The organism is Amycolatopsis coloradensis (genome assembly GCF_037997115.1).
GTDB lineage: Bacteria > Actinomycetota > Actinomycetes > Mycobacteriales > Pseudonocardiaceae > Amycolatopsis > Amycolatopsis coloradensis_A.
Map to the genome: position 1 here is coordinate 8904456 of NZ_CP150484.1, position 19684 is coordinate 8924139.

20 protein-coding genes, 1 tRNA gene and 1 pseudogene are annotated in these 19684 nt (G+C 68.2%); 15 read left to right on the forward strand and 7 right to left on the reverse strand.

All coding sequences use genetic code 11. The annotated features are described in order from the left end of the window. Positions 1 to 5: 5 nt before the first annotated feature. Positions 6 to 428, forward strand: coding sequence for a PPOX class F420-dependent oxidoreductase (locus LCL61_RS41775; RefSeq protein ID WP_340684798.1), 423 nt, complete (start codon positions 6 to 8; stop codon positions 426 to 428). Here the strand turns inward: LCL61_RS41775 and LCL61_RS41780 are convergent. Beyond that, positions 413 to 928: a GNAT family N-acetyltransferase gene (locus LCL61_RS41780; protein WP_340684799.1), complete on the reverse strand. Its 516-nt coding sequence runs from the start codon at positions 926 to 928 to the stop codon at positions 413 to 415. The two genes, LCL61_RS41775 and LCL61_RS41780, sit on opposite strands and share 16 nt — an antisense overlap. 40 nt (positions 929 to 968) lie before the next feature. Here LCL61_RS41780 and LCL61_RS41785 point away from each other — a divergent pair, with 40 nt between their 5' ends. Further along, positions 969 to 1538, forward strand: a complete 570-nt coding sequence (locus tag LCL61_RS41785; protein WP_340684800.1) for a dihydrofolate reductase family protein — start codon at positions 969 to 971, stop codon at positions 1536 to 1538. A gap of 54 nt (positions 1539 to 1592) precedes the next feature. Further along, complete coding sequence (locus LCL61_RS41790) at positions 1593 to 2354, forward strand: class I SAM-dependent methyltransferase (RefSeq protein ID WP_340684801.1); 762 nt, start codon at positions 1593 to 1595, stop codon at positions 2352 to 2354. On the opposite strand, the gene LCL61_RS41795 is transcribed toward LCL61_RS41790, so the two are convergent. The 3 genes from LCL61_RS41795 to LCL61_RS41805 form a co-directional block, all read right to left on the reverse strand. Beyond that, positions 2302 to 3693, reverse strand: a complete 1392-nt coding sequence (locus LCL61_RS41795) for an MFS transporter (RefSeq protein WP_340684802.1) — start codon at positions 3691 to 3693, stop codon at positions 2302 to 2304. The two genes, LCL61_RS41790 and LCL61_RS41795, sit on opposite strands and share 53 nt — an antisense overlap. Next, positions 3690 to 4259 (reverse strand): TetR/AcrR family transcriptional regulator, encoded by a 570-nt coding sequence (locus tag LCL61_RS41800; RefSeq protein WP_340684803.1) that lies wholly within the window; start codon positions 4257 to 4259, stop codon positions 3690 to 3692. The genes LCL61_RS41795 and LCL61_RS41800 overlap by 4 nt, the downstream gene beginning before the upstream one ends. Positions 4260 to 4354: 95 nt before the next feature. Further along, a tRNA-Tyr gene (locus tag LCL61_RS41805) sits at positions 4355 to 4436 on the reverse strand. A 119-nt stretch (positions 4437 to 4555) separates the two neighbouring features. Here LCL61_RS41805 and LCL61_RS41810 point away from each other — a divergent pair. Further along, on the forward strand, positions 4556 to 5047 hold the full coding sequence (locus tag LCL61_RS41810) for a YajQ family cyclic di-GMP-binding protein (RefSeq protein WP_340684804.1): 492 nt from the start codon (positions 4556 to 4558) through the stop codon (positions 5045 to 5047). Positions 5048 to 5096: 49 nt separating this feature from the next. On the opposite strand, the gene LCL61_RS41815 is transcribed toward LCL61_RS41810, so the two are convergent. Continuing rightward, on the reverse strand, positions 5097 to 5750 hold the full coding sequence (locus LCL61_RS41815) for a hypothetical protein (protein ID WP_340688813.1): 654 nt from the start codon (positions 5748 to 5750) through the stop codon (positions 5097 to 5099). Between the two features lie 190 nt (positions 5751 to 5940). Here LCL61_RS41815 and LCL61_RS41820 point away from each other — a divergent pair, with 190 nt between their 5' ends. Further along, on the forward strand, positions 5941 to 7089 hold the full coding sequence (locus LCL61_RS41820) for a sialidase family protein (protein WP_340684805.1): 1149 nt from the start codon (positions 5941 to 5943) through the stop codon (positions 7087 to 7089). A 53-nt stretch (positions 7090 to 7142) separates the two neighbouring features. Continuing rightward, positions 7143 to 8024 (forward strand): glucose-1-phosphate thymidylyltransferase RfbA, encoded by an 882-nt coding sequence (gene rfbA, locus LCL61_RS41825; protein ID WP_340684806.1) that lies wholly within the window; start codon positions 7143 to 7145, stop codon positions 8022 to 8024. On the opposite strand, the pseudogene LCL61_RS41830 reads toward rfbA, so the two are convergent. Beyond that, positions 7921 to 8198: pseudogene (locus LCL61_RS41830) on the reverse strand (hypothetical protein); the annotation flags it as partial. The gene rfbA and the pseudogene LCL61_RS41830 overlap by 104 nt on opposite strands. 464 nt (positions 8199 to 8662) lie before the next feature. Continuing rightward, the gene (htpX, locus tag LCL61_RS41835; RefSeq protein WP_340684807.1) at positions 8663 to 9529 is read right to left on the reverse strand and encodes a zinc metalloprotease HtpX; all 867 of its coding nucleotides are present in this window, start codon (positions 9527 to 9529) and stop codon (positions 8663 to 8665) included. 134 nt (positions 9530 to 9663) lie between these two features. Between htpX and LCL61_RS41840 the strand changes: the two genes are divergently transcribed. The 9 genes from LCL61_RS41840 to LCL61_RS41880 all read left to right on the forward strand — a co-directional run bounded on the left by LCL61_RS41840 (position 9664) and on the right by LCL61_RS41880 (position 19680). Next, positions 9664 to 10632, forward strand: a complete 969-nt coding sequence (locus LCL61_RS41840; protein WP_340684808.1) for a YncE family protein — start codon at positions 9664 to 9666, stop codon at positions 10630 to 10632. Positions 10633 to 10656: 24 nt separating this feature from the next. Continuing rightward, the gene (locus LCL61_RS41845; RefSeq protein ID WP_340684809.1) at positions 10657 to 11844 is read left to right on the forward strand and encodes a BtrH N-terminal domain-containing protein; all 1188 of its coding nucleotides are present in this window, start codon (positions 10657 to 10659) and stop codon (positions 11842 to 11844) included. A 9-nt stretch (positions 11845 to 11853) separates the two neighbouring features. After that, positions 11854 to 12369, forward strand: coding sequence for an acyl-CoA thioesterase (locus tag LCL61_RS41850; protein WP_340684810.1), 516 nt, complete (start codon positions 11854 to 11856; stop codon positions 12367 to 12369). A gap of 183 nt (positions 12370 to 12552) precedes the next feature. Further along, entirely contained in the window at positions 12553 to 14430 is a 1878-nt protein-coding gene (locus LCL61_RS41855) for a S8 family serine peptidase (RefSeq protein ID WP_340684811.1), read from the forward strand. Between the two features lie 268 nt (positions 14431 to 14698). Next, a complete protein-coding gene (locus LCL61_RS41860) occupies positions 14699 to 15934 on the forward strand; it encodes a class I SAM-dependent methyltransferase (protein ID WP_340684812.1) in 1236 nt (411 codons plus the stop codon). Then, positions 15931 to 16728 (forward strand): sugar phosphate nucleotidyltransferase, encoded by a 798-nt coding sequence (locus LCL61_RS41865; protein ID WP_340684813.1) that lies wholly within the window; start codon positions 15931 to 15933, stop codon positions 16726 to 16728. The genes LCL61_RS41860 and LCL61_RS41865 overlap by 4 nt, the downstream gene beginning before the upstream one ends. After that, positions 16725 to 17378 (forward strand): PIG-L deacetylase family protein, encoded by a 654-nt coding sequence (locus tag LCL61_RS41870; protein ID WP_340684814.1) that lies wholly within the window; start codon positions 16725 to 16727, stop codon positions 17376 to 17378. The genes LCL61_RS41865 and LCL61_RS41870 overlap by 4 nt, the downstream gene beginning before the upstream one ends. Before the next feature lie 5 nt (positions 17379 to 17383). After that, positions 17384 to 18406 (forward strand): SDR family oxidoreductase, encoded by a 1023-nt coding sequence (locus LCL61_RS41875; RefSeq protein WP_340684815.1) that lies wholly within the window; start codon positions 17384 to 17386, stop codon positions 18404 to 18406. Further along, positions 18406 to 19680, forward strand: coding sequence for a DUF4910 domain-containing protein (locus LCL61_RS41880; RefSeq protein WP_340684816.1), 1275 nt, complete (start codon positions 18406 to 18408; stop codon positions 19678 to 19680). Before LCL61_RS41875 ends, LCL61_RS41880 begins: the two co-directional genes overlap by 1 nt. Positions 19681 to 19684 lie beyond the last annotated feature (4 nt).

A 19684-nucleotide genomic window follows, 5' to 3' on the forward strand; every position in this document is an offset into this window, starting at 1 on the left:
ACGCCATGACCTTTACAGACGAGGAGATCGCATACCTGCGTTCGCAGCCTTTGGCCCGCTTCGCGACCCTCTCGGAGGACGGCGAACAGCCTGATGTCGTGCCGCTGGCGTTCGAGTTCGACGGCACTTGTTTCCGGGTCGGCGGAGTGGGCGCGTCGGTCCTCGCGACCCGGAAGTTCCGCAACATCCGTGCGGGGCGGCGCAAAGTCGCCCTGGTCGTCGACGACACGGCCTCCTTCGACCCGTTCATCGCCCGCGGTATCCGGATCTACGGCGAGGCCGACGACCCGATCGAACGCGTGGGAGCGGTCGGCCCTGGCATCTACTCGCGCGTGACGCCGAAGGTGTCGTGGAGCTGGAACATGGCGGGGGAACCCGCGGGCGAGACGTGGTACCCGTCGAGGCGCGCGGTTCACGGCGAGGCGTAGACGAGCATGTCCTTCGGGACGCCGCCGATCTCGTGATGATCGGGCAGCAGTCCTTCGCACCGGTAGCCCGCCTTCTCGGCCGCGCGGAGGGAGCCGCGGTTCCACGGCTCGATGTACAGCTCGACCCGCTCGACGCCGGGCACGGTCCGGGCGAACCCGGTGATCGCCACGAGGGCGTCGGTCGCGAAACCGCGTCGCCGATGCTCGGGCGAGATCGAATAGCCCACGATCCCGACGCCTTCGGACAGCTTTCGCAGCCAGAGGGCGATCGTGCCGACCGCGGTTCCGCCCGCGACGATCACGAAGGGAAGGCCGCGGCCTTCGGCTCGGCCGCCTTGCTGCCGTCGCACCCACGCTTCGGCTTCCTGCCGGCTTGGATGCGCGGGAAGGCTGCCGATGAGCGGGATGTAGGGATCTTCGCCGAATTCGAGGGCGAGCCCGACGTCGGCTTCGGTGAACTCGCGGAGGATGACGGATCCATGGGCCGGCGGCTCGGTCATCGGTCCATTCTTGTCGGAGGGCGGCGGTACGGTCTGTTCCATGCGGGAGCTGATCGTCACCGAGAACTGCACGATCGACGGCGTGATAGAGCTGGCGGGCGACTGGTTCAGTCCGGGCGACACGGATCCGGACGTGGACCGGTCGGACGTCCTGGCCGTCCTCGAAGAACAACGTGAGAACGCCGACGCGTTCCTCCTCGGACGCGTCACCTTCGAAGACATGCGCGGGTACTGGCCGAAGCAAACCGACGACACGACGGGAATTTCGGCCTATCTCGACTCAGTGGACAAGTACGTGGTCTCGAGCACGCTGACGGAGCCGGAGTGGCAGAACACGACAGTGCTCTCCGGTGAGCTGCGTTCCGAGATCGAGAATCTGAAGGCCGCCGAAGGCAGGGACATCGTGACGACCGGCAGCATCTCGCTGGTGCGGGCGCTCATCGCCGAGGGCCTCGTCGACGAGTACCGACTGTTCGTCTATCCCGTCGTGGCCGGCGAAGGCCGCAGGCTGTTCGAAGGCGCTACCGGCGTTCCGAAGCTTCGCCTGGCGGAGGAGCGGCCGTTCGCGTCGGGGATCGTGCTGCTGCGTTATCGGGCCGCGTCGCGCTGACGCCACCGAAAACGGGATGAACACCCCACGGTCGCGGGCGTAGCGTCGGCGACCGTGATCAGTGAGACGGATACGGGAGACGACCCGGCGGACGGCTGGTTTCCCGAGAGTGTGGCCGCGGGCTATGACGCGCCGGGCGGCGCGAACGCGCCCGAAGTGGTGACGCCCGCGGTGGACGTCCTCGAGAACCTGGCCGACGGTCCGGTGCTCGAGTTCGCCGTCGGAACCGGACGGATCGCGATCCCGCTGGCGGCGCGCGGCGTACCGGTGAACGGCCTCGAACTGAGCCGGGCGATGGCGGACCGGATCGCGGGCAAGCCGGGCGGCGACGCGGTCGAGGTCACGATCGGCGATATGACGAAAACCCGGATGGCGGGCGAATTTTCGCTGGTCTACCTGGTGTACAACACGATCAGCAACGTGACCACCCAGGACGGTCAGGTCGACGTCTTCCGCAACGCGGCCGCGCATCTGCGGCCGGGCGGGCTGTTCCTCGTCGAGGTCGGCCTGCCGGATCTACGCCGCTTGCCGCCCGGGCAGGACATCGTCCCGTTCGCGATGGCGCCCGGCTACGTGGGGTTCGATCAGTACGACGTCGTGAGGCAGGAGTTCACTTCGAACCACGTCACGGTGTCGCCGGAGGGAGAGGGACGATTCCGCCGCATCCCCTTCCGGTACGCGTGGCCCGCTGAAATGGATCTCATGGCCCGCATCGCCGGGATGCGCCTGAAGTACCGCTGGGCGGACTGGGACCGTTCGGACCTCACCTCCGAGAGCACCAAGCACGTGTCCGTGTGGGAGCGCGTGCGTCCGTGAAGACGATGACCGCGCTGGCGGCGAGCAGCGGCAGAGCCCACAGCGCTGTCGTGAGGTAGCCGTCCCGGGTGGGGAGCAGTGCGCCGTCCGGAGTGGCGGCGGCGAGCAGCAGACCGGCGAGAGCGCTGCCCACGGCCATCCCGATGCTGCGGGCGATCTGGTTGATCGAGAGCACGCTGGCTGTTTCCCCTTGCGGCACACCGACGAGCACGAGTTTGGGCATCACCGCGAAGATGCCGCCGACGGCGAACCCGAGCAGGGCGATCGCGGCGAGGACGAGAACGAACGACTGACTGCCGACGGCGAACAACAGCGCACTGGCCACCGCGATCATGGTCGAGACCAGGTACGTCCACCGCTCGTTGACGTGCGGAATCGCTTTTCCCGCAACGAATCCGAGCAGCGAGAACGGGATCAGCGCCGCGCCCGCGGCGACACCGGGGAGCGCGAATCCGTACTGGGCGTCCGCAGGTGTCTGCACGTAGCGGGTGAAGAGACTGAACAGCAGGTACAAACCCGCCCCGGCGACGAGAATCGCCAGGTTCGCGCGGAGAACGGGGCCTTGGCCGAGCAGCCGAAGATCCACCAACGGCTCGGTCGTGCGCAGTTCGATGAACGCCCACACGGCCAGGACCGCGGCGGTACCGGCGAGGAGACCACCGGCGGCCCACACGGTCGCCCACAGCGAGGGCACGGCGACGAGCAGGAGGACGCCGAGTGTGCCGAGAGCGAGGAGCAGCGTGCCGGGGACATCGATCCGGGGCGGCTCGCCAGGTGCCTCGACAGGCAGCATCCGCCAGGCGATGAGGAACGCGACGGCCGAGAGGAGGAATCCGAATCCGTACGCGACGCGCAGGCCCGCGAGCTGATCGAGGAGGCTGACCACCGGATAGCCGACCCCGATGCCGACGGTCGACGCGACCGACAGCGCGGCGATCGTCGAGGTCGAGCGCTCGGGCGGCAGATGCGCGCGGGCGACGCTCATCAACAGCGCCCCGGCCGCGACCCCGAGCCCCTGCAGGCCGCGTCCGATCACCAACGCCGCGTACGGAAGCGGGAGCACCGTGAGCAACCCGCCGGCCATGACCAGGGCCAGGGTGACCAGGATCGTGGTGCGGCGGTACGGGCCGCCGCCGAGCCTGCCCAGGACCGGACCCGCGATCGCGCCGCTGAACAACGTCACCGTCAACGTCCACTGCGCCGCGTCGAGGGATACGTGCATCCCGGTGGCGACCGGGGTGATCAGCGGCGCGCCGACGCTGCCGATCACGGCGCCCGCCAACGCCGTGCACACCAGTGCGGCGCTCAGCCGTCCGTCCCGCCGGACGGGGGCACTCATCGGTTCGTCTCGGTGGTGACGTGCGTGAACAGGCCCGGCTGGATCCGGGTGCGAACCCCCTCGGCCCAGACCGCGTCGACCTGCTCGACGTCCATCGCGGCGCCGGCGTTCAGCAGCATTCCGAAAGCGAGGAACGTCTTCACGGTCACCGGGTCGAGCCCGGTGCCGTTCTCGGCGGTATCCCACATCCGTGCGAAACACGACCGCACCACGTCCCGCACCTCCGGGTCGCCGCACGCGGCGAAGCCCTGGAGCTGCAACAACAACCCGGTCCGGTCGGCCAGGAGGTCGAAGTACTGCGCACCCATCGCCGAGAGCGCCTTCAGCCCGGTCTCCCTTTCGCCCGCGTCTCGCATCGCGTCACTGAGCCGCTCGAAAGCGGCCTGGACCAGCTCCAGGAACAGGGCCTTCTTCGTCCCGAACATCCGGAAGACGTAGGCCTGCGTGATCCCCGCCGTCTTCGCGATCGCTTCCGTCGATGCCCCGTGCAGCCCGTGTTCCGCGAACTCCTCCGCGGCGATGGCCAGCACCTGGGCACGTCGTTCGGGTCCGCTCATCCGTGCCATAGGCCCTAAGTTACTGGTTACTAACCACTAACTAAAGGTGCTATGCGCAACACAAAGGAGCGGCCTCGTGACTGGGTCACGAGGCCGCTCCGGTGTGGCGAGTGAGGGATTCGAACCCCCGAAGGCAGTGCCGTCTGATTTACAGTCAGATCCCTTTGGCCGCTCGGGCAACTCGCCGTGACCGGGTGTCCCCGGCCGAGACGAAAGAATACCCAATGCCGTGGCGGGCCGGTCAACCGGGTTCCGCAGGGCTAGGGTGGAAGCTCCTGACAAGCGAGTACGAGGTGTGAGAACACGTGGCGGATCCCTCTTTCGACGTGGTGAGCAAGGTCGATCGCCAGGAGGTGGACAACGCCCTGAACCAGGCCAGCAAGGAACTCGGTACACGGTTCGACTTCCGGGGTACCGGGACCAAGATCGACTGGTCCGGCGAGGAGGCGATCGCGATCGAGTCCGAGACCGAGGAGCGGGCGCTGGCGGCGGTCGAGGTGTTCAAGGAGAAGCTGATCAAGCGCGGCATCTCCCTGAAGGCCTTCGAGGCGGGCGAGCCGGCGCTGTCCGGCAAGATCTACAAGATCGGCGGCAAGATCCTGCAGGGGATCGCGTCGGACAAGGCGAAGCAGATCGCCAAGTTCATCCGCGACGAGGGCCCCAAGGGGGTCCAGGCGCAGATCCAGGGCGACCAGCTGCGGGTGTCCGGCAAGAAGAAGGACCAGCTGCAGGAGGTGATCGCCTTGCTGAAGGGCAAGGACTTCGAGATCGCGCTGCAGTTCACGAACTACCGCTGAGCGCGGCGACGACAAGGCCACCTTCCGCGGAAGGTGGCCTTCGTCATGTCTAGGACGCGGTGACCGTCCAGGTCCCGTCGCCTTCCATCGACACGAATGCCGGGCCGGCCACGGGCACGCTGCCCTTGTAGTCGCCGAGCTGGTTCACGGGAAGTTCCGAGTAGTCGCCGCTGTGCACCCACACCGCGGTGCGGCCGCTGTTCTTGGTCGTGACGGCGACCGACGTGATGGCGTCGGGCACGGCGAACACCGCTTCGCTCTTGCCCGACAGGGGCTTGCCCGGCTCCAGGACGGGCAGGCCGCTTTCGTCGGTGATGGTCAGCGTCCAGGCGGCGTTGGCCTTGATGGTGAACGTCTTCGCCTGACGGCCGGGCATGTCGTTGATCCACTGCGTGCCCTTGTACGGGCCGATGTCGTTGACGATCAGCTCGTTCTCGGTGTTGACCGCGACGTGGCCGGAACACTTCGGGCAGTCGAAGGTCACGAAGCCGAGGCGCGGCGGCCAAGCCATGGGGACCGACGCGTTCCCCTTCCCCGAGTGCTTCTCCTCCGGCTGCGGGCCGGGTTTCGGGGTGGTCGTGGGGGTCGGCGAAGGTGCGCTCAGCCCTTCCGGGGCGGCGGCCTGCGGGACGACGCGGCCCAGGTTCGGCGGTGAGCAGGCCACCAGGCCCACGGTCAGCAGCACGGCCGCGCACAAGCGCATGATCACGAATTTCCCCCTGGTCGAACCCGTCAACGGATCTTCGCCTGCCGATAGCCCAGCGTTACCGGACCACTCGGCCGAGCGATTCACGCCACTCGGACGTGGGTTTCCGCCGCGTCGCCTTCGCGGGAGTCCGAAAGGGACAAAAGCCCGTGTTGTAATCCGGCGATCGCGTTCGAGGAAGGTCACCATGAAGCGCCGTTTCAGCTCTGCACTCGCCTTCGCGCTGTCACTCACGGTGATCGCGTCCCTGTTCACCTCCGCGCAGGCCGCCGAGCGCCAGCAGCTCGTACCCGGCTACGGCTCGTACCCGCGGCTCATCCGCCTGGAGCATTCGGCGATCGGCCGCGGCCGCATCCTCGCGTCGCTGACCAGCGAGGACGCGAGCGGCAAGTTCACCCCGATCATGGAGAGCACCGACGAGGGCCAGAGCTTCCACAAGATCGGTGAGATCCGCGATCGCGACGGCCGCCGCGGCATGTGCTGCGGGACGTTGTACGAACTGCCGCAACGGGTCGGCAGGCTCCGCGCGGGCACCCTGCTGTGGGCCGCGAGCTACCGGCAGGACGCCGGTCCGCAGCGGCGGATCGGCATCAGGATCTGGTCCAGCCGCGACGCCGGCCGCACGTGGGGCTTCCTGTCCGAGGCGGCCCGTTCGCACAATCACGACGGCATCTGGGAGCCGGAGTTCGTCGTCGACGCGGGCGGCACGCTCTGGCTGCACTACGCCGACGAGACCGAGGCGCCGCAGTTCGCGCAGGTGATGAACCGGGTCGCCTCCACCGACGGGGTGAACTGGGGCACCAAGCAGCGCACGATGGCCATCCCGCCCCATCGGGTGCGGCCGGGGATGCCGATCATCCGCCGCCTGCCCGACGGCCGGTACTACCTGGCCTACGAGATCTGCAACTACCGCGACCGCTTCTGCGACCCGTACTTCAAGATCTCCTCCGACGGCGCCAACTGGGGCGATCCCCGCGACCCCGGTACCCGCGTCACCACCGCGAACGGCAACTACTTCCAGCACGCCCAGACGATCACGCTGTTCCCGGGCGGCCCGAACGGGGTGCGGCTGGTGATGGTCGGGCAGATCTACACCAACGCCGCCGGGGTCCCGCAGGACAAGAACGGCAGGGTGCTGCTGGCCAACGACAACTTCGGCGCCGGACACTGGTACGAACTTCCGGCCCCGGTGCACATCGTCGGGATCCACGACAACTTCTGCCCCAACTACAGCTCGACGCTGCTGCCGGTCGACGGGGGCAAGAACGTGTTGCAGATCTCCACCGAGTACAACCTCGGCTGCAAGGCGTACTTCGCGAAGGGCCCGGCTTTCTGAGCCACCCGGTAGTGTGAGTTCCCGAGCGATCGGCTACGAAGCGGGGGCATCGCATGAAGGGCATCGTGCTGGCGGGCGGCAGTGGGACGCGTCTGCATCCCATCACCCAGGCGATATCGAAACAGCTGCTACCGGTCTACGACAAACCGATGATCTACTACCCGATCTCGGTGCTGATGTTCGCCGGGATCCGCGAGATCCTGATCATCTCGACGCCGGTCGACCTGCCGCATTTCCGGCGGCTGCTCGGCGACGGCAGCCAGTTCGGGCTCAGTTTCAGCTATGCCGAGCAGGCCGCGCCGAACGGGCTGGCCGAGGCTTTCGTCATCGGCGCGGACTTCATCGGCGACGACGACGTCGCGCTCGTGCTCGGTGACAACATCTTCTACGGCCAGGGGTTCTCCAGCAGGCTGCAGGCCGCGGCGACCGCGCTCGACGGCTGCGTGCTGTTCGGCTACCCGGTCAAGGACCCGCAGCGGTACGGCGTCGGCGAGATCGACGCCGACGGCAAGCTCCTCTCCATCGAGGAGAAACCCGAGAAGCCGAAGTCGAACAAGGCCATCACCGGCCTGTACTTCTACGACAACCAGGTCGTCGAGATCGCCCGTGACCTCAAGCCCTCGCCGCGCGGGGAACTGGAGATCACGGATGTCAACCTCACCTACCTGCGGCAGGACCGCGCGACCCTGATCGACCTCGGCCGCGGGTTCGCCTGGCTCGACACCGGCACGCACGACTCACTGCTGGAGGCCGGCCAGTTCGTGCAGGTCCTCGAACACCGGACGGGTGTCCGGATCGCGTGTCTCGAGGAAGTCGCGCTGCGGATGGGCTTCATCGACGCGGAACAGTGCTACGCGCTCGGCGCGAAGCTGGCGAAGTCCGGCTACGGCGAATATCTGATGAACGTCGCGCGCACCCAGGGTGCCACCGGCTGAACAGGTGCTCGCGCAGGGTGTCGCCGGTGTAGTCGGTCCGGAAGACACCCCGTTCCTGCAACTGCGGGACGACGTCGTCGACGAACGCACGAAGCCGTCGGCGGCGTCGCTCTGGACGTACTCGTCGATCGACTCCGCGACCTGCCGGGCGGTGCCGACGAACTGCCGGCGCGCGACGGCCGTCGAGATGTGGAACGGCTCGGTGTGGGTGGTGGTGACCGTCGGGACGAGGCCGATTCCGCTGGTCATCGGGGCTATCGCGGCGAAGGCCAGTAGCGCGTCGAGCCGGCCTCGGACGACCTCCTCGCCTCCGGGTTGGAGCGCGAGGTTGTCGTCGAGGGTGACGAAGTCGAGCGAAGCCGCTTCGGCGAGCTTCGCGTGGGCGAGGTAGTGGGCTGCGGTGAACAACGCGGTCGGCCGGACGTCGGAGACCCGCCAGGCGGCCGGATGGTGCCCGCCCCGTCGAGCGCGACCCCGAGGTGCAACTGCTGTGCCGAACCCATGCCCGGGGAACTCGCGCGCAGATGCCCCGCTTCCCGCTCCCACGAGGTGAGACACCGGCGGCCGACCTGCGTTTAGCCCCCTAATCGCGATCCGGAGGCGACCTGCGTTTCGCGGGCTAATCGCGATCCGGCTGGTCAGTGGGGGTGGCGCGCCATTTCTTCCAGGCGCCGGATGCGTTCGGCCATGGGCGGGTGGGTCGAGAAGAGCTTCGTGAGGCCTTCGCCCGGCCGGAACGGGTTCGCGATCATCAGGTGCGACTGCGAGACCAGCTTCGGTTCCGGCACGAGCGGCGCCGTGCGCGTCCCCTGGTCGAGCTTCCGCAGAGCCGACGCGAGCCCGAGCGGGTCTCCGGTGAGTTCCGCGCCCGACGCGTCGGCCTGGAACTCGCGCGAACGGCTCACCCCGAGCTTCACCACGGCGGCCGCGATCGGCCCGATCAAGACCAGGAGCAGCCCGACCAGCGGGCTGTCGCCGTCCTCGCGGTTGCTGCCGCCGAAGAGGCTGGTGAACATCGCGATGTTGGCGATCACGCTGATCACGCTCGCCAGCGCGCCCGCGACACACGAGATCAGGATGTCGCGGTTGTAGACGTGGGACAGCTCGTGCCCGAGCACCGCCCGCAGTTCGCGTTCGTCGAGCAGGCCGAGGATGCCGGTGGTGCAGCACACCGCCGCGTGCCGGGGGCTGCGGCCGGTGGCGAAGGCGTTCGGGGCCTGGGTGGGGCTGACGTAGAGCCGCGGCATCGGCTGCCGCGCGGTGGTCGCCAGCTCCCGCACGATCCGGTACATCGCCGGCTGCTCGGCCTCCGAAATCGGCCGGGCGCGCATGGCCCGCAACGCCAGCTTGCCGGAGTTGAAGTAGGCGTACGCGTTGACCCCGAGCGCCACCACCAGCCCGATGACCAGCGCGCCCCGCCCGAAGAAACCGCTGATCCCGACGATGAGCGCGGACAGCAGGCCGAGCAGGACGACGGTCTTGAGCCCGTTCTGGTGTTTGTGCACGGCGTCCTGCTCCTTCCTTTCTCCGGGGTGGGGGTTACTCATCGGAAACAACGCGATCGGGGGACGCGAAGTTCCTTCGCGTGCTCGGCTCGCGGGTTATCGTCGAACCCCGGAACGATCATCGGGAGGCGCCAGTGCGAGGACCCGAACTGAGCCGCCGAGCCCTGCTCGCCCTGGCCGCGGCCGGCGCCTCCGCGGTCGCCTTCGCGCCGGCGGCCAGAGCCGAAAAAGTGCTTCTCGTCGAGGTGGGAGGCGCCCCGGAGGCGGTCGCGGTGAATTCCGTCACCGGCTTCGCGTACGTCTCCGACCCGTCCACCGGCACGGTCGTCGTCCTCGACTCACGGTCCGGCACGGTCGGCGACGTGATCCCGGTCGGCGGCGAGCCCGCCGGGCTGGCCGTGGACACCGCGACCGACCGGGTCTTCGTCGCGAACCCGCCCGGCGGGACCGTCCTCGTCCTGGACGGGCGGACCAGGGACGTCGTCAGCGTGGTGCCCGCCGGCCCCGGCGCGTCCAGTGTCGACGTCGACGAGCGGGCGAACCGCATCTACGCGGCCAGCGCCCTCACCGGGACGCTGGCCGTCATCGACGGCGTCGGCTGCCGCCTGCTGGACCTCGTCCCCGGTCCCACACGGGGGTTGTCGTCGACGGCGGTCGACAGCGGACGCAAGCTCGCGTACTGCACCAGCACGACCACTGACTCTCTAGAGGTCTTCGACATCGGCGCGGGCAAGTTCACCGGCGGGATCCCGGTCGGCAAGTCACCGACCGGGGTCGCCGTGCACAGCGCGTCCGGGACGGTGTTCGTCGCGAATTCGGCGATCCATCATCTGTCCATCGTGGACACGGGCACGCGCAAGGAGAAGGCGACCGTGTTGCTGCGCTCGGAGTCTTCATCGGTGGTGGTCCACGAAGGATCGAACACCGTGTACTCCAACGGAGGGCCGAACGGCCTCGCCAGGATCGACGGGGTGACGAGCCTGCTCACCGGAGACCTGTCACTCGGCGTGAACCCGGGCGCCGTCGCGATCGACCAGCGCACCAGGACGGTGTACGTCGCGGATCCCTTGCGCGGCAGGGTTTCCCTGATCAGGGACTTCTGAGGCCGAAGCGGGCATGATGGTGGGGTGACCGAGTACGAATTGCGCGGCGGGCTGCAACCGGACGTCTCGGCCGTGGCCGCCGTGCTGGCGCATCACGGTGTCGAAGGGCCGGACGGGAAGGCGCCCGGCGAGGCGCTGATCTTCGCCGTCTCCGGCGGGATCGGGGCCGGCTACATCCTGTGGGATTTCGCGCACGAAAAGATGTCGACGATCGTATTCGGTTTCCGCGCACGCTGGCAGTACCCCCAGGACTGGCTCAAGTCCACAGTGGACCGACTGGGGCTCGGCGTCGATCTCCACACCACCGGCGGTAAACGCGCCGCCGCGAAACGACTCGGCACCGAACTCGAAGCGGGGCGGCCGGTGCTCGTCCTCCCCGACCGCGAATCGCTCGGTTACTGGCACCTGCCGCCGGAGATGTCCGGCGGTGGCGGCCACTTCGTCGTCGCGTACGGCGAAGAAGACGGCCGGGTGCTCGTCGACGACCGGAACCTCGCCTCGCTGACGGTCGACCGGAAGACCTTCGACGCCGCGCGCGGCCGGGTCGGCTCGTACAAGAACCTGCTCGCGACGATCCGGCCCGGTGAGGTCCCCGATTGGCGGACGGCCGTGCGCGACGGGCTGACGGACTGCGTCCGGAGTCTCTCGGCACCGTCGAAGTCGTTCTCGCTGCCCGCCTGGGGGCGCTGGGCGAAGGCGATGACCGACGAACGTGACCCGAAGGGCTGGCCGCGCGCGTTCGGCGAGCGGCGCGGGCTCGTCGGGGCGCTGTTCAACGTCTGGGAGAGCGTCACCCCGGCCGGGATGGAGGGCGGGCACCTGCGCGGGCTGTTCGCCGACGCGCTCACCGAAGCCGCCGGCCTGCTCGAACTTCCGGCGCTGGCCGAACAGGCCTCGACCTGGCGCGGAATCGGCGAACGCTGGGCCGAACTGGCCGAGACTGCGGTCCCGGCGTCGAACGCGGAGTTCGCCTGGGTGCGCGGACTGGTCAGCGCGGTATCGGCGGGTGTCCGGGAGGGCGACGCGGGGCAGGACGCCGCCGCGGCGGCCGGTGCGGAAATGTGGAAACTGCGCGCGCACTACAACGACGAAACACCGTTCACCGACGTCGAAGCCCGTGAACTCTTCGGCACGATGGGCGGCCTGATCCGGGACATCCACACCGCCGAGACCGCCGCGATCCGCGAGCTGTCCGAAGCCCTGATGGAGTGAACCGGGCCGGTGTCCGTTGCGCCGCGCGGCCGGAACACCGCGCGATCGTTGAAGATCCACTTCGTGCACGCACATCCGCTGGGGACGACCAGTGCGCGTCCCGCTCCCGAGATCCACCTCCACCGCCATCGCCTGCGTGTCGCCGACCTGGACTGTCTCGGTCACGTCGGGAACGTGCGGCTGCTGGACTACTTCCAGGAAGCCCAGATCGCGCTGCTCGACCCGCGGCGTGAGCACCTTTTCCAGGCCAAGGGACCGGCGTACCTGATCGCGAAGCACAACGTCAGCTACCTGCGGCGGCTGACGTTCCGTGACAACCCGGTCGAGGTGGAGACCGTGGTCGGCCGGATCGGCACCTGCGACGTCGTGGTGAACAGCAGGCTGCGCGACGAACGGGCCGTCTACGCGCGCTGCCGCACCATCTGGGTCGCGTGCACCCTGCCCGAAGGCAGCACGCGGCGGCTCGACGAAGAGGAACGCGAGCGGCTGACGCGCTTCAGCGGGGCGATCGACGAGATTTCCTGAAGCGGTTTTTAACCGTTTATGCTCCATTTCCCGCACCACCGGGAAACGGCTGGGCCGTTCAGCGGCTGATCATCACGCTTTTCGGCCGGTACCTTCGAAAGACCTCTCCCCTGCAGAGCTCCCCGGAGGTATTTCATGCCACGGCCGAAGTCTGTCCGCTTTCTCGCGCCCATGATCGGCGCGATGCTACTGACGAGCGGGGCGGCCGTCGCCGCCCCGGCCGCCGAAGACCCGCAGTTCATCCGTCTGGCCAGCAGGACCTTCGACCCGCTGACCCAGCGCACGGCGGCGAGCCAGGAGTGGAAGGGCGCATATCTGCTCCAGGTCCGAAGCGCGCTGACCGACGCACAGCGCGGGAAATTGCGCTCACTCGGCGTGCGGATCGGGACCTACATTCCCGATTTCGCCTACGTGGTCCGACTGAAGCCGGAGAACCGCGAATCGGTGGCGGAATTGAATTTCGTCCGCTGGCTCGGCGAATACCGACCGGACGACAAGGTGGAGATCTCACTGGCCGCGACGGGCGGCTACCTGGTGACGCTGGTCGAGTCGGACGCCCGGGACCAGCGGGCGGTGGCCGAGCGGATCCTGCGGCTCGGCGGCGGGATCGAGGCGATCTCGCAGAGCGGGCAGCACATCGTCGCGAAACTCGGTGCCGGCCAAGCCGCCACCGTGGCGCAGGGGGCCGAGGTGCTCGCGGTCGGCGCGATCACCGCCCCCGAGACCGACATGGCCAACGCCAGGGAGAGCGGGGGCGCGAACCACATCGAGAGCGTCGGCGGCTATCGCGGCCAGGGCGTGCGCGGTGAGGTGATGGACGGCGGCCTGCGCGTCACCCACCAGGAGTTCAAGGCCCGGCCGACGGTGATGCACGGCTCGAACTCCACCAGCACCAGCCACGGGACCTCCACCTACGGCCAGATCTTCGCCTCGGGAGTGAGCGCGCCACAACGGGGACTCCTGCCCGAGGCGCAGGGGATCTTCGCCACCTACAACAAGCCGGACCGCTACGCCCACACCAAGGAACTGGTCGATCCGGCGGGCAAGTACCGCGCGGTGTTCCAGAGCAACAGCTGGGGCGGCGGGCTGACCACGGCCTACAACTCCGTCTCCGCCGAGCTCGACAAGATCGTCTTCGACCACGACCTGCTGATCTGCCAGTCGCAGAGCAACGCGGGCACCCAGCAGTCGCGGCCGCAGGCCTGGTCGAAGAACGTGCTCTCGGTCGGCGGGCAGTACCACTACAACACGCTGGGCCGCACAGACGACAAGTGGAGCGGCGGCGCCAGCATCGGCCCGGCCGCCGACGGCCGGATCAAACCGGAACTGTCGAACTACTACGACCGGATCGACACCACGTCGTCGGGCAGTGACACCTCGTACACGACATCGTTCGGCGGCACGAGCGGCGCGACCCCGATCACCTGCGGGAACGCCGGGTTGCTGTTCCAGATGTGGGCCGACGGCGTGTTCGACGGCGGCCCCGGCAAGGGCCGCGACGTCTTCACGAGCCGCCCGCACGCGGCGACCGCGAAGGCGCTGCTGGTCAACGGGGCCGACCAGTTCGCGTTCAGCGGCACATCGCACGACATGACCAGGACACATCAGGGCTGGGGCACCGCGAACGTGCGGTACCTGCACGACCAGGCCAAGGCGAACGGGTGGAAACTGCCGGTGCTGGTGAACGAGACCGACCTGCTGGGCACCGGGCAGTCGAAGAAGTACACGGTCGCGGTGAACGGGACCAAGCAGTTCAAGGCGACGCTCGCCTACACCGACCCGGCGGGCTCTCCGAGCGCGTCGGTCGCCAGGGTCAACGACCTGACCCTGAAGGTCACCGCGCCGAACGGGACCGTCTACTACGGCAACAACGGGCTGAAGGCGGGCAACTTCTCGACCGCGGGCGGCTCGCCGAACACGGTCGACACGGTGGAGAACGTCATCCTCGAGAAGCCGGCCGCGGGGACGTGGACGGTGGAGGTCGTGGCGACGCAGGTGAACGCCGACGGTCACCCGGAGACGTCGGCCACCGACGCGGACTACGCGCTGGTGGTTTCTTGACGATGAGCTGAAGGCGCGTGCAGGCCCCCTTCCCTCGGCTCAGCCGCGGGAAGGGGGCCTTCACGCGGGTCTGGCCGGATCGCGTTCAGCCCGCTAAACGCGATCCGCCGGGGTACCCGCGCCCGGATGGCGGAGACGTCTGCGCCGATGGCCGAGACGACAGGTTTCGGTTGTGAGACGGAAGCGTGAGACCCCTGAAAGGCATGTAACGAGGCGACCCGAGGTGCCGACGTCTGGGATACGTGACGCGAGCCAAGGAGCCTCTTCGATGACCACCTGCCGACTCTGCGGCTCGGCCCATCTCGCCAGTGTCGCCGACCTCGGGGCGACACCGCCGTGCGAACGATTTCTGACCGCGGAGCAGCTCGCGGAGCCGGAGCCGACATACCCCCTGCATCTGCGTGTCTGCACGGAATGCCGGCTCGCCCAGATTCCGCCGCTGATCACCCCGGAAGAGACGTTCACCGAATACGCGTACTTCTCGTCGTATTCCTCCTCCTGGGTCGAACACGCGAAGACCTTCGTCGACGGCGCCGTCGAGCGGCTGGGGCTCGACGAGTCCTCGTTCGTCGTCGAGGTCGCCAGCAACGACGGCTATCTGCTCAAACACGTTGTGGCACAGCAGATCCGCTGTCTGGGCGTGGAACCCTCGGTGAACGTGGGCCAAGCCGCGCGTGACGCCGGGGTGCCGACGAAGACCGCGTTCCTCAGTCCCGAGACCGGACGCGACGTCCGTGAGGAACATGGTCCGGCCGACCTCGTAGTGGCGAACAACGTTTACGCACACATTCCGGACATCATCGGTTTCACGCACGGGCTCCGCGCCCTGGTCGCCGACGACGGCTGGGTCAGCATCGAGGTCCAGCACCTGCTGACACTGATCCAGGAGAACCAGTACGACACGATCTATCACGAGCACTTCCAGTACTACACGGTGGATTCCGCGCGCCGGGCCCTCGCGCGCGGCGGATTGTCCGTTGTGGACGTCGAACTCCTGCCCACCCACGGCGGTTCGATCCGGTTGTGGGCGCGCCCGGACGCCGTCGCCGGCGAACCGAGCGAGCGGATGACTCAGGTCCTCGACGCCGAGAAAGCCGCCGGACTGCACGAAATGTCCGGCTACACCGAATTCTCCGAGCGGGTCACCAAGGTCCGGCTCGAGCTGAACAAGTTCCTCACCGACGCGGCGCTCGAAGGCAAGACCGTCGTCGGTTACGGCGCCCCCGGCAAGGGGAACACGCTGCTGAACCACTGCGGTATCCGCCCGGACGTGTTGCGGTACACCGTCGACCGGAACCCGTACAAGCACGGCCGGTTCACCCCCGGGACCCGGATCCCGATCCTGCCACCCGAACGGATCGAAGCCGACAAGCCGGATTACGTGCTCGTCCTTCCGTGGAACCTCCGGAAGGAATTGACCGCCCAACTGTCCTTTGTGGACGAGTGGGGCGGAAAACTGGTCTTCCCCATCCCGCACCTGGAAATCGTCGAGGTGAAGTCGTGAAGGTAGTCCTCTTCTGCGGCGGCTACGGCATGCGGATGCGCAACGGTGACGCGTCCGACGTGCCCAAGCCGATGGCCATGGTCGGCCCCAGACCCCTGATCTGGCACGTGATGCGGTACTACGCGCATTTCGGCCACACCGAGTTCGTCCTCTGCCTCGGCTACGGCGCGCACCACATCAAGGAGTTCTTCCTCGACTACCGGGAGACCACCTCCAACGATTTCGTCCTGCGCAACGGCAAGGCGGAACTGCTGTCGACCGACATCGCGGACTGGTCGATCACCTTCGTGCAGACCGGCCTCGAATCGGCCATCGGCGAGCGGCTGCGCCGGGTGCGCCCGTACCTCGAGGGCGACGAGATGTTCCTCGCCAACTACGCCGACGTCCTCACCGACGCTCCCCTGCCGGAGATGATCGAGCGGTTCACCGAATCCGACGCCGGCGCGTCGATGATGGTCGTACCGCCGCAGTCGTCGTTCCACTGCGTGGAGATGGGCGAGGACGGACGGATCGGCGCGCTGACCCCGGTCAGCGAGATGCCGCTGTGGGAGAACGGCGGGTACTTCGTGCTGCGCCAGGAGATCTTCGACCACATCCCCGAGGGCGGCGACCTCGTGGCCGACGGCTGCGGAGAACTCGCCAAGCAGGGGAAACTGCTCGCGTACCCGTATCGCGGGTTCTGGAAGCCGACGGACACCGTCAAGGAACGCGTCCAGCTGGACGACGCCTACGCGCGCGGCGACCGTCCGTGGGCGTTGTGGGAACACGAACCGGCTCCGGTGAGCATCGCGTGATCGGACTCGGTACCGGCGGGCTCGAACGGATCGTCGCGCTGGGCGCGCATTGCGACGACATCGCCATCGGGGCGGGCGGCACCCTGCTGACGCTCTGCGCCGCCAACCCCGGTGTCCGGGTGGACGCGCTCGTCCTTTCCGGCGGCGGCACCGAACGGGAGGCCGAGGAGCGCGCCGCGCTCGCGGCCTTCTGCCAGGGCGCCGACGTCGAGGTCACCGTGCTCAAACTGCCCGACGGCCGGTTCCCCGCGCACTGGGAAGAGGCCAAGAACGCCCTGGAAGAGCTGCGCCGCCGCACCGACCCGGACCTCGTCCTCTCCCCGCGCACGGCGGACGCGCACCAGGACCACCGCGGGCTGGCGACGCTGGTGCCGACGGTGTTCCGCACCCATCTCCAGCTGGAGTACGAGATCGCGAAATGGGACGGCGACCTCGCCAAACCCACCGCGTACGTACCGCTCACGCCCGAGCGCGCCGAAGAGAAGGTCCGGCTGCTGCAGGAGCACTACGCCTCTCAGCGGCACCGGCCCTGGTACGACCGGGAAGCCTTCCTCGGCCTCGCCCGTATCCGCGGAATCGAATGCGGGCAGCGCTACGCGGAGGCCTTCGACCTCAAGAAACTGACGCTCGACCTCACTCCGAAAGGCTGAAAGCCATGCGTGTGCTGCTGACCGGGCACAAGGGTTACCTGGGTACGGTGATGGCCCCGGTACTGGCCGCCGAAGGCCACGAGGTCGTCGGCCTCGACTCCGGTCTCTTCGACACCTGCGTGCTGGGCCCGAAACCCGACGATCCCAAGGGCTACGAAGTCGACCTCCGCGACGTCGCGGCCGAGCACGTGACCGGGGTGGACGCGGTGATCCACCTCGCCGCGCTGTCCAACGACCCGCTGGGGTCGCTGGCGCCGGAGCTCACCTACGACATCAACCACCACGCCTCGGTCAAGCTCGCGAAGCTGGCGAAGGACGCTGGAGTCAAGCGGTTCCTCTACGCCTCGACGTGCTCGGTCTACGGGGCTTCGGGCGGAGACGGCCTCGTCGACGAGGACGCGCCGCTGCGCCCGGTGACGCCGTACGCCGAGTCGAAGGTGCGGGTCGAGGACGACCTCCACGAACTCGCCGACGACGATTTCACCCCGGTGTACATGCGCAACGCCACCGCGTTCGGCTTCTCGCCGCGGCTGCGGTCGGACATCGTGCTCAACAACCTCACCGCGCACGCCCACGTTTCGGGCGAGATCCTGGTGCTGTCGGACGGGTCGCCGTGGCGGCCGCTGGTGCACGCCAAGGACATCGCGCGCGCCTTCGAGGCCGCGCTGGTCGCGCCCAAGGTGGCCGTCCACGACAAGGCCTTCAACATCGGCACCGAGCGCAACAACGTGACCGTGGCCGAGATCGCCCAGCAGGTCGTCGAGGCCGTCCCCAGCGCGAAGCTGCGGATCACCGGCGAGTCCGCGGGCGACCCGCGCTCCTATCGCGTCGACTTCTCCCGCTTCCGCGACGCGATCCCCGGCTTCGAATGCGAGTGGTCGGTCAAGGACGGGGCGCTCGACCTGATCTACGCCTACCGCACGCACGGCCTGACCGCGCACGACTTCAAGAACCGCTTCACCAGGCTGGCCACGCTCAACGCGCGGGCCGCCGCCGGCGAGATCGACGAAACCCTGCGGCGACGGTGATGACCCGCAAGCCACTGGACACGGGCGCCGACCTGCGCGAACTGGTCGAGCGCCTGTATCCGCTCTGCCGCAGCATCACCGGCGACGGCGTCCGCGCCACGCTGGAGATCCTCGGCGAGCACATCCCGCTCGACGTCCACGAGGTGCCGACCGGGACTCAGGTGCTCGACTGGACCGTTCCCCAGGAGTGGAACATCCGCGACGCCTGGGTGAAGGACCCTTCCGGGCGGAAGGTCGTCGACTTCCGGGAGTCGAACCTGCACGTCGTCGGCTACAGCGTCCCGGTCTCGCGGACGATGCCACTCACCGAACTGCGCGAACACCTGCACACCCTGCCCGATCAACCGTCCTTGGTGCCGTACCGGACCAGCTACTACTCGCCGACGTGGGGTTTCTGCCTGGCACAGGAGACCCTCGACGCGATGCCGGACGGCGAGTACGAGGTCCACATCGACTCCACGCTGACGAACGGGAGCCTCACCTACGCCGAACACGTCGTACCGGGCGAAGTCACCGACGAAGTGATCATCTCCTGCCACACCTGCCATCCCTCGCTGGCGAACGACAACGTCGCCGGGATCGCGATCGCCGCCGCGTTCGCGCGGACGCTGAAGAAGCCCCACTACACGTACCGGTTCCTGTTCATGCCGGGCACGATCGGCGCCATCACCTGGCTCGCGCGCAACAACGACCGCGTCGGCCGGATCAAGGCCGGGCTCGTGCTGGCGTGCGCGGGTGACCCGGGGCCGCTGACCTACAAACGAAGCCGCCGGGGCGACGCCGAAATCGATCGCGTGCTCACGTACGTCCTGGCCGATCGCGCCCACAAGATCGCCGACTTCTCACCGTACGGCTACGACGAGCGCCAGTTCTGCTCCCCCGGTTTCAATCTCGGCGTCGGTTCGCTGACGAGGACGCCGTATGCGGGTTATCCCGAATATCACACCTCGGCCGACAACCTCGATTTCGTTTCCACCGCGGCCATGGAGGAAACCCTTCAGACCTTGCGGGACACCTTCGCCGTCCTCGACCGCAACCGCAGCTACGTCAACCTCAGCCCGTTCGGCGAGCCGCAACTCGGCAAGCGCGGGCTGTACGACTCGCTCGGCGGGCGAAGTGACGCCAAGCATGCCCAGATGGCCATGCTCTGGGTGCTCAACCTCTCGGACGGCGAGCACAGCCTCCTCGACGTCGCCGATCGGTCCGGGCTGCCGTTCGATTCCGTCGTCGCCGCCGCTCAGGCACTGCACGACGCCGGATTGCTCAAGAATTAGAGGC

Coding starts and splice junctions, on each gene's coding strand:
- LCL61_RS41785 (WP_340684800.1), top strand. CDS start 969: ATGCGGGAGCTGATCGTCACCGAGAACTGCACGATCGACGGCGTGATA.
- LCL61_RS41775 (WP_340684798.1), top strand. CDS start 6: ATGACCTTTACAGACGAGGAGATCGCATACCTGCGTTCGCAGCCTTTG.
- LCL61_RS41780 (WP_340684799.1), bottom strand. CDS start 928: ATGACCGAGCCGCCGGCCCATGGATCCGTCATCCTCCGCGAGTTCACC.
- LCL61_RS41860 (WP_340684812.1), top strand. CDS start 14,699: ATGACCACCTGCCGACTCTGCGGCTCGGCCCATCTCGCCAGTGTCGCC.
- LCL61_RS41800 (WP_340684803.1), bottom strand. CDS start 4,259: ATGGCACGGATGAGCGGACCCGAACGACGTGCCCAGGTGCTGGCCATC.
- LCL61_RS41880 (WP_340684816.1), top strand. CDS start 18,406: ATGACCCGCAAGCCACTGGACACGGGCGCCGACCTGCGCGAACTGGTC.
- LCL61_RS41855 (WP_340684811.1), top strand. CDS start 12,553: ATGCTACTGACGAGCGGGGCGGCCGTCGCCGCCCCGGCCGCCGAAGAC.
- LCL61_RS41875 (WP_340684815.1), top strand. CDS start 17,384: ATGCGTGTGCTGCTGACCGGGCACAAGGGTTACCTGGGTACGGTGATG.
- rfbA (WP_340684806.1), top strand. CDS start 7,143: ATGAAGGGCATCGTGCTGGCGGGCGGCAGTGGGACGCGTCTGCATCCC.
- LCL61_RS41820 (WP_340684805.1), top strand. CDS start 5,941: ATGAAGCGCCGTTTCAGCTCTGCACTCGCCTTCGCGCTGTCACTCACG.
- LCL61_RS41795 (WP_340684802.1), bottom strand. CDS start 3,693: ATGAGTGCCCCCGTCCGGCGGGACGGACGGCTGAGCGCCGCACTGGTG.
- LCL61_RS41815 (WP_340688813.1), bottom strand. CDS start 5,750: ATGCGCTTGTGCGCGGCCGTGCTGCTGACCGTGGGCCTGGTGGCCTGC.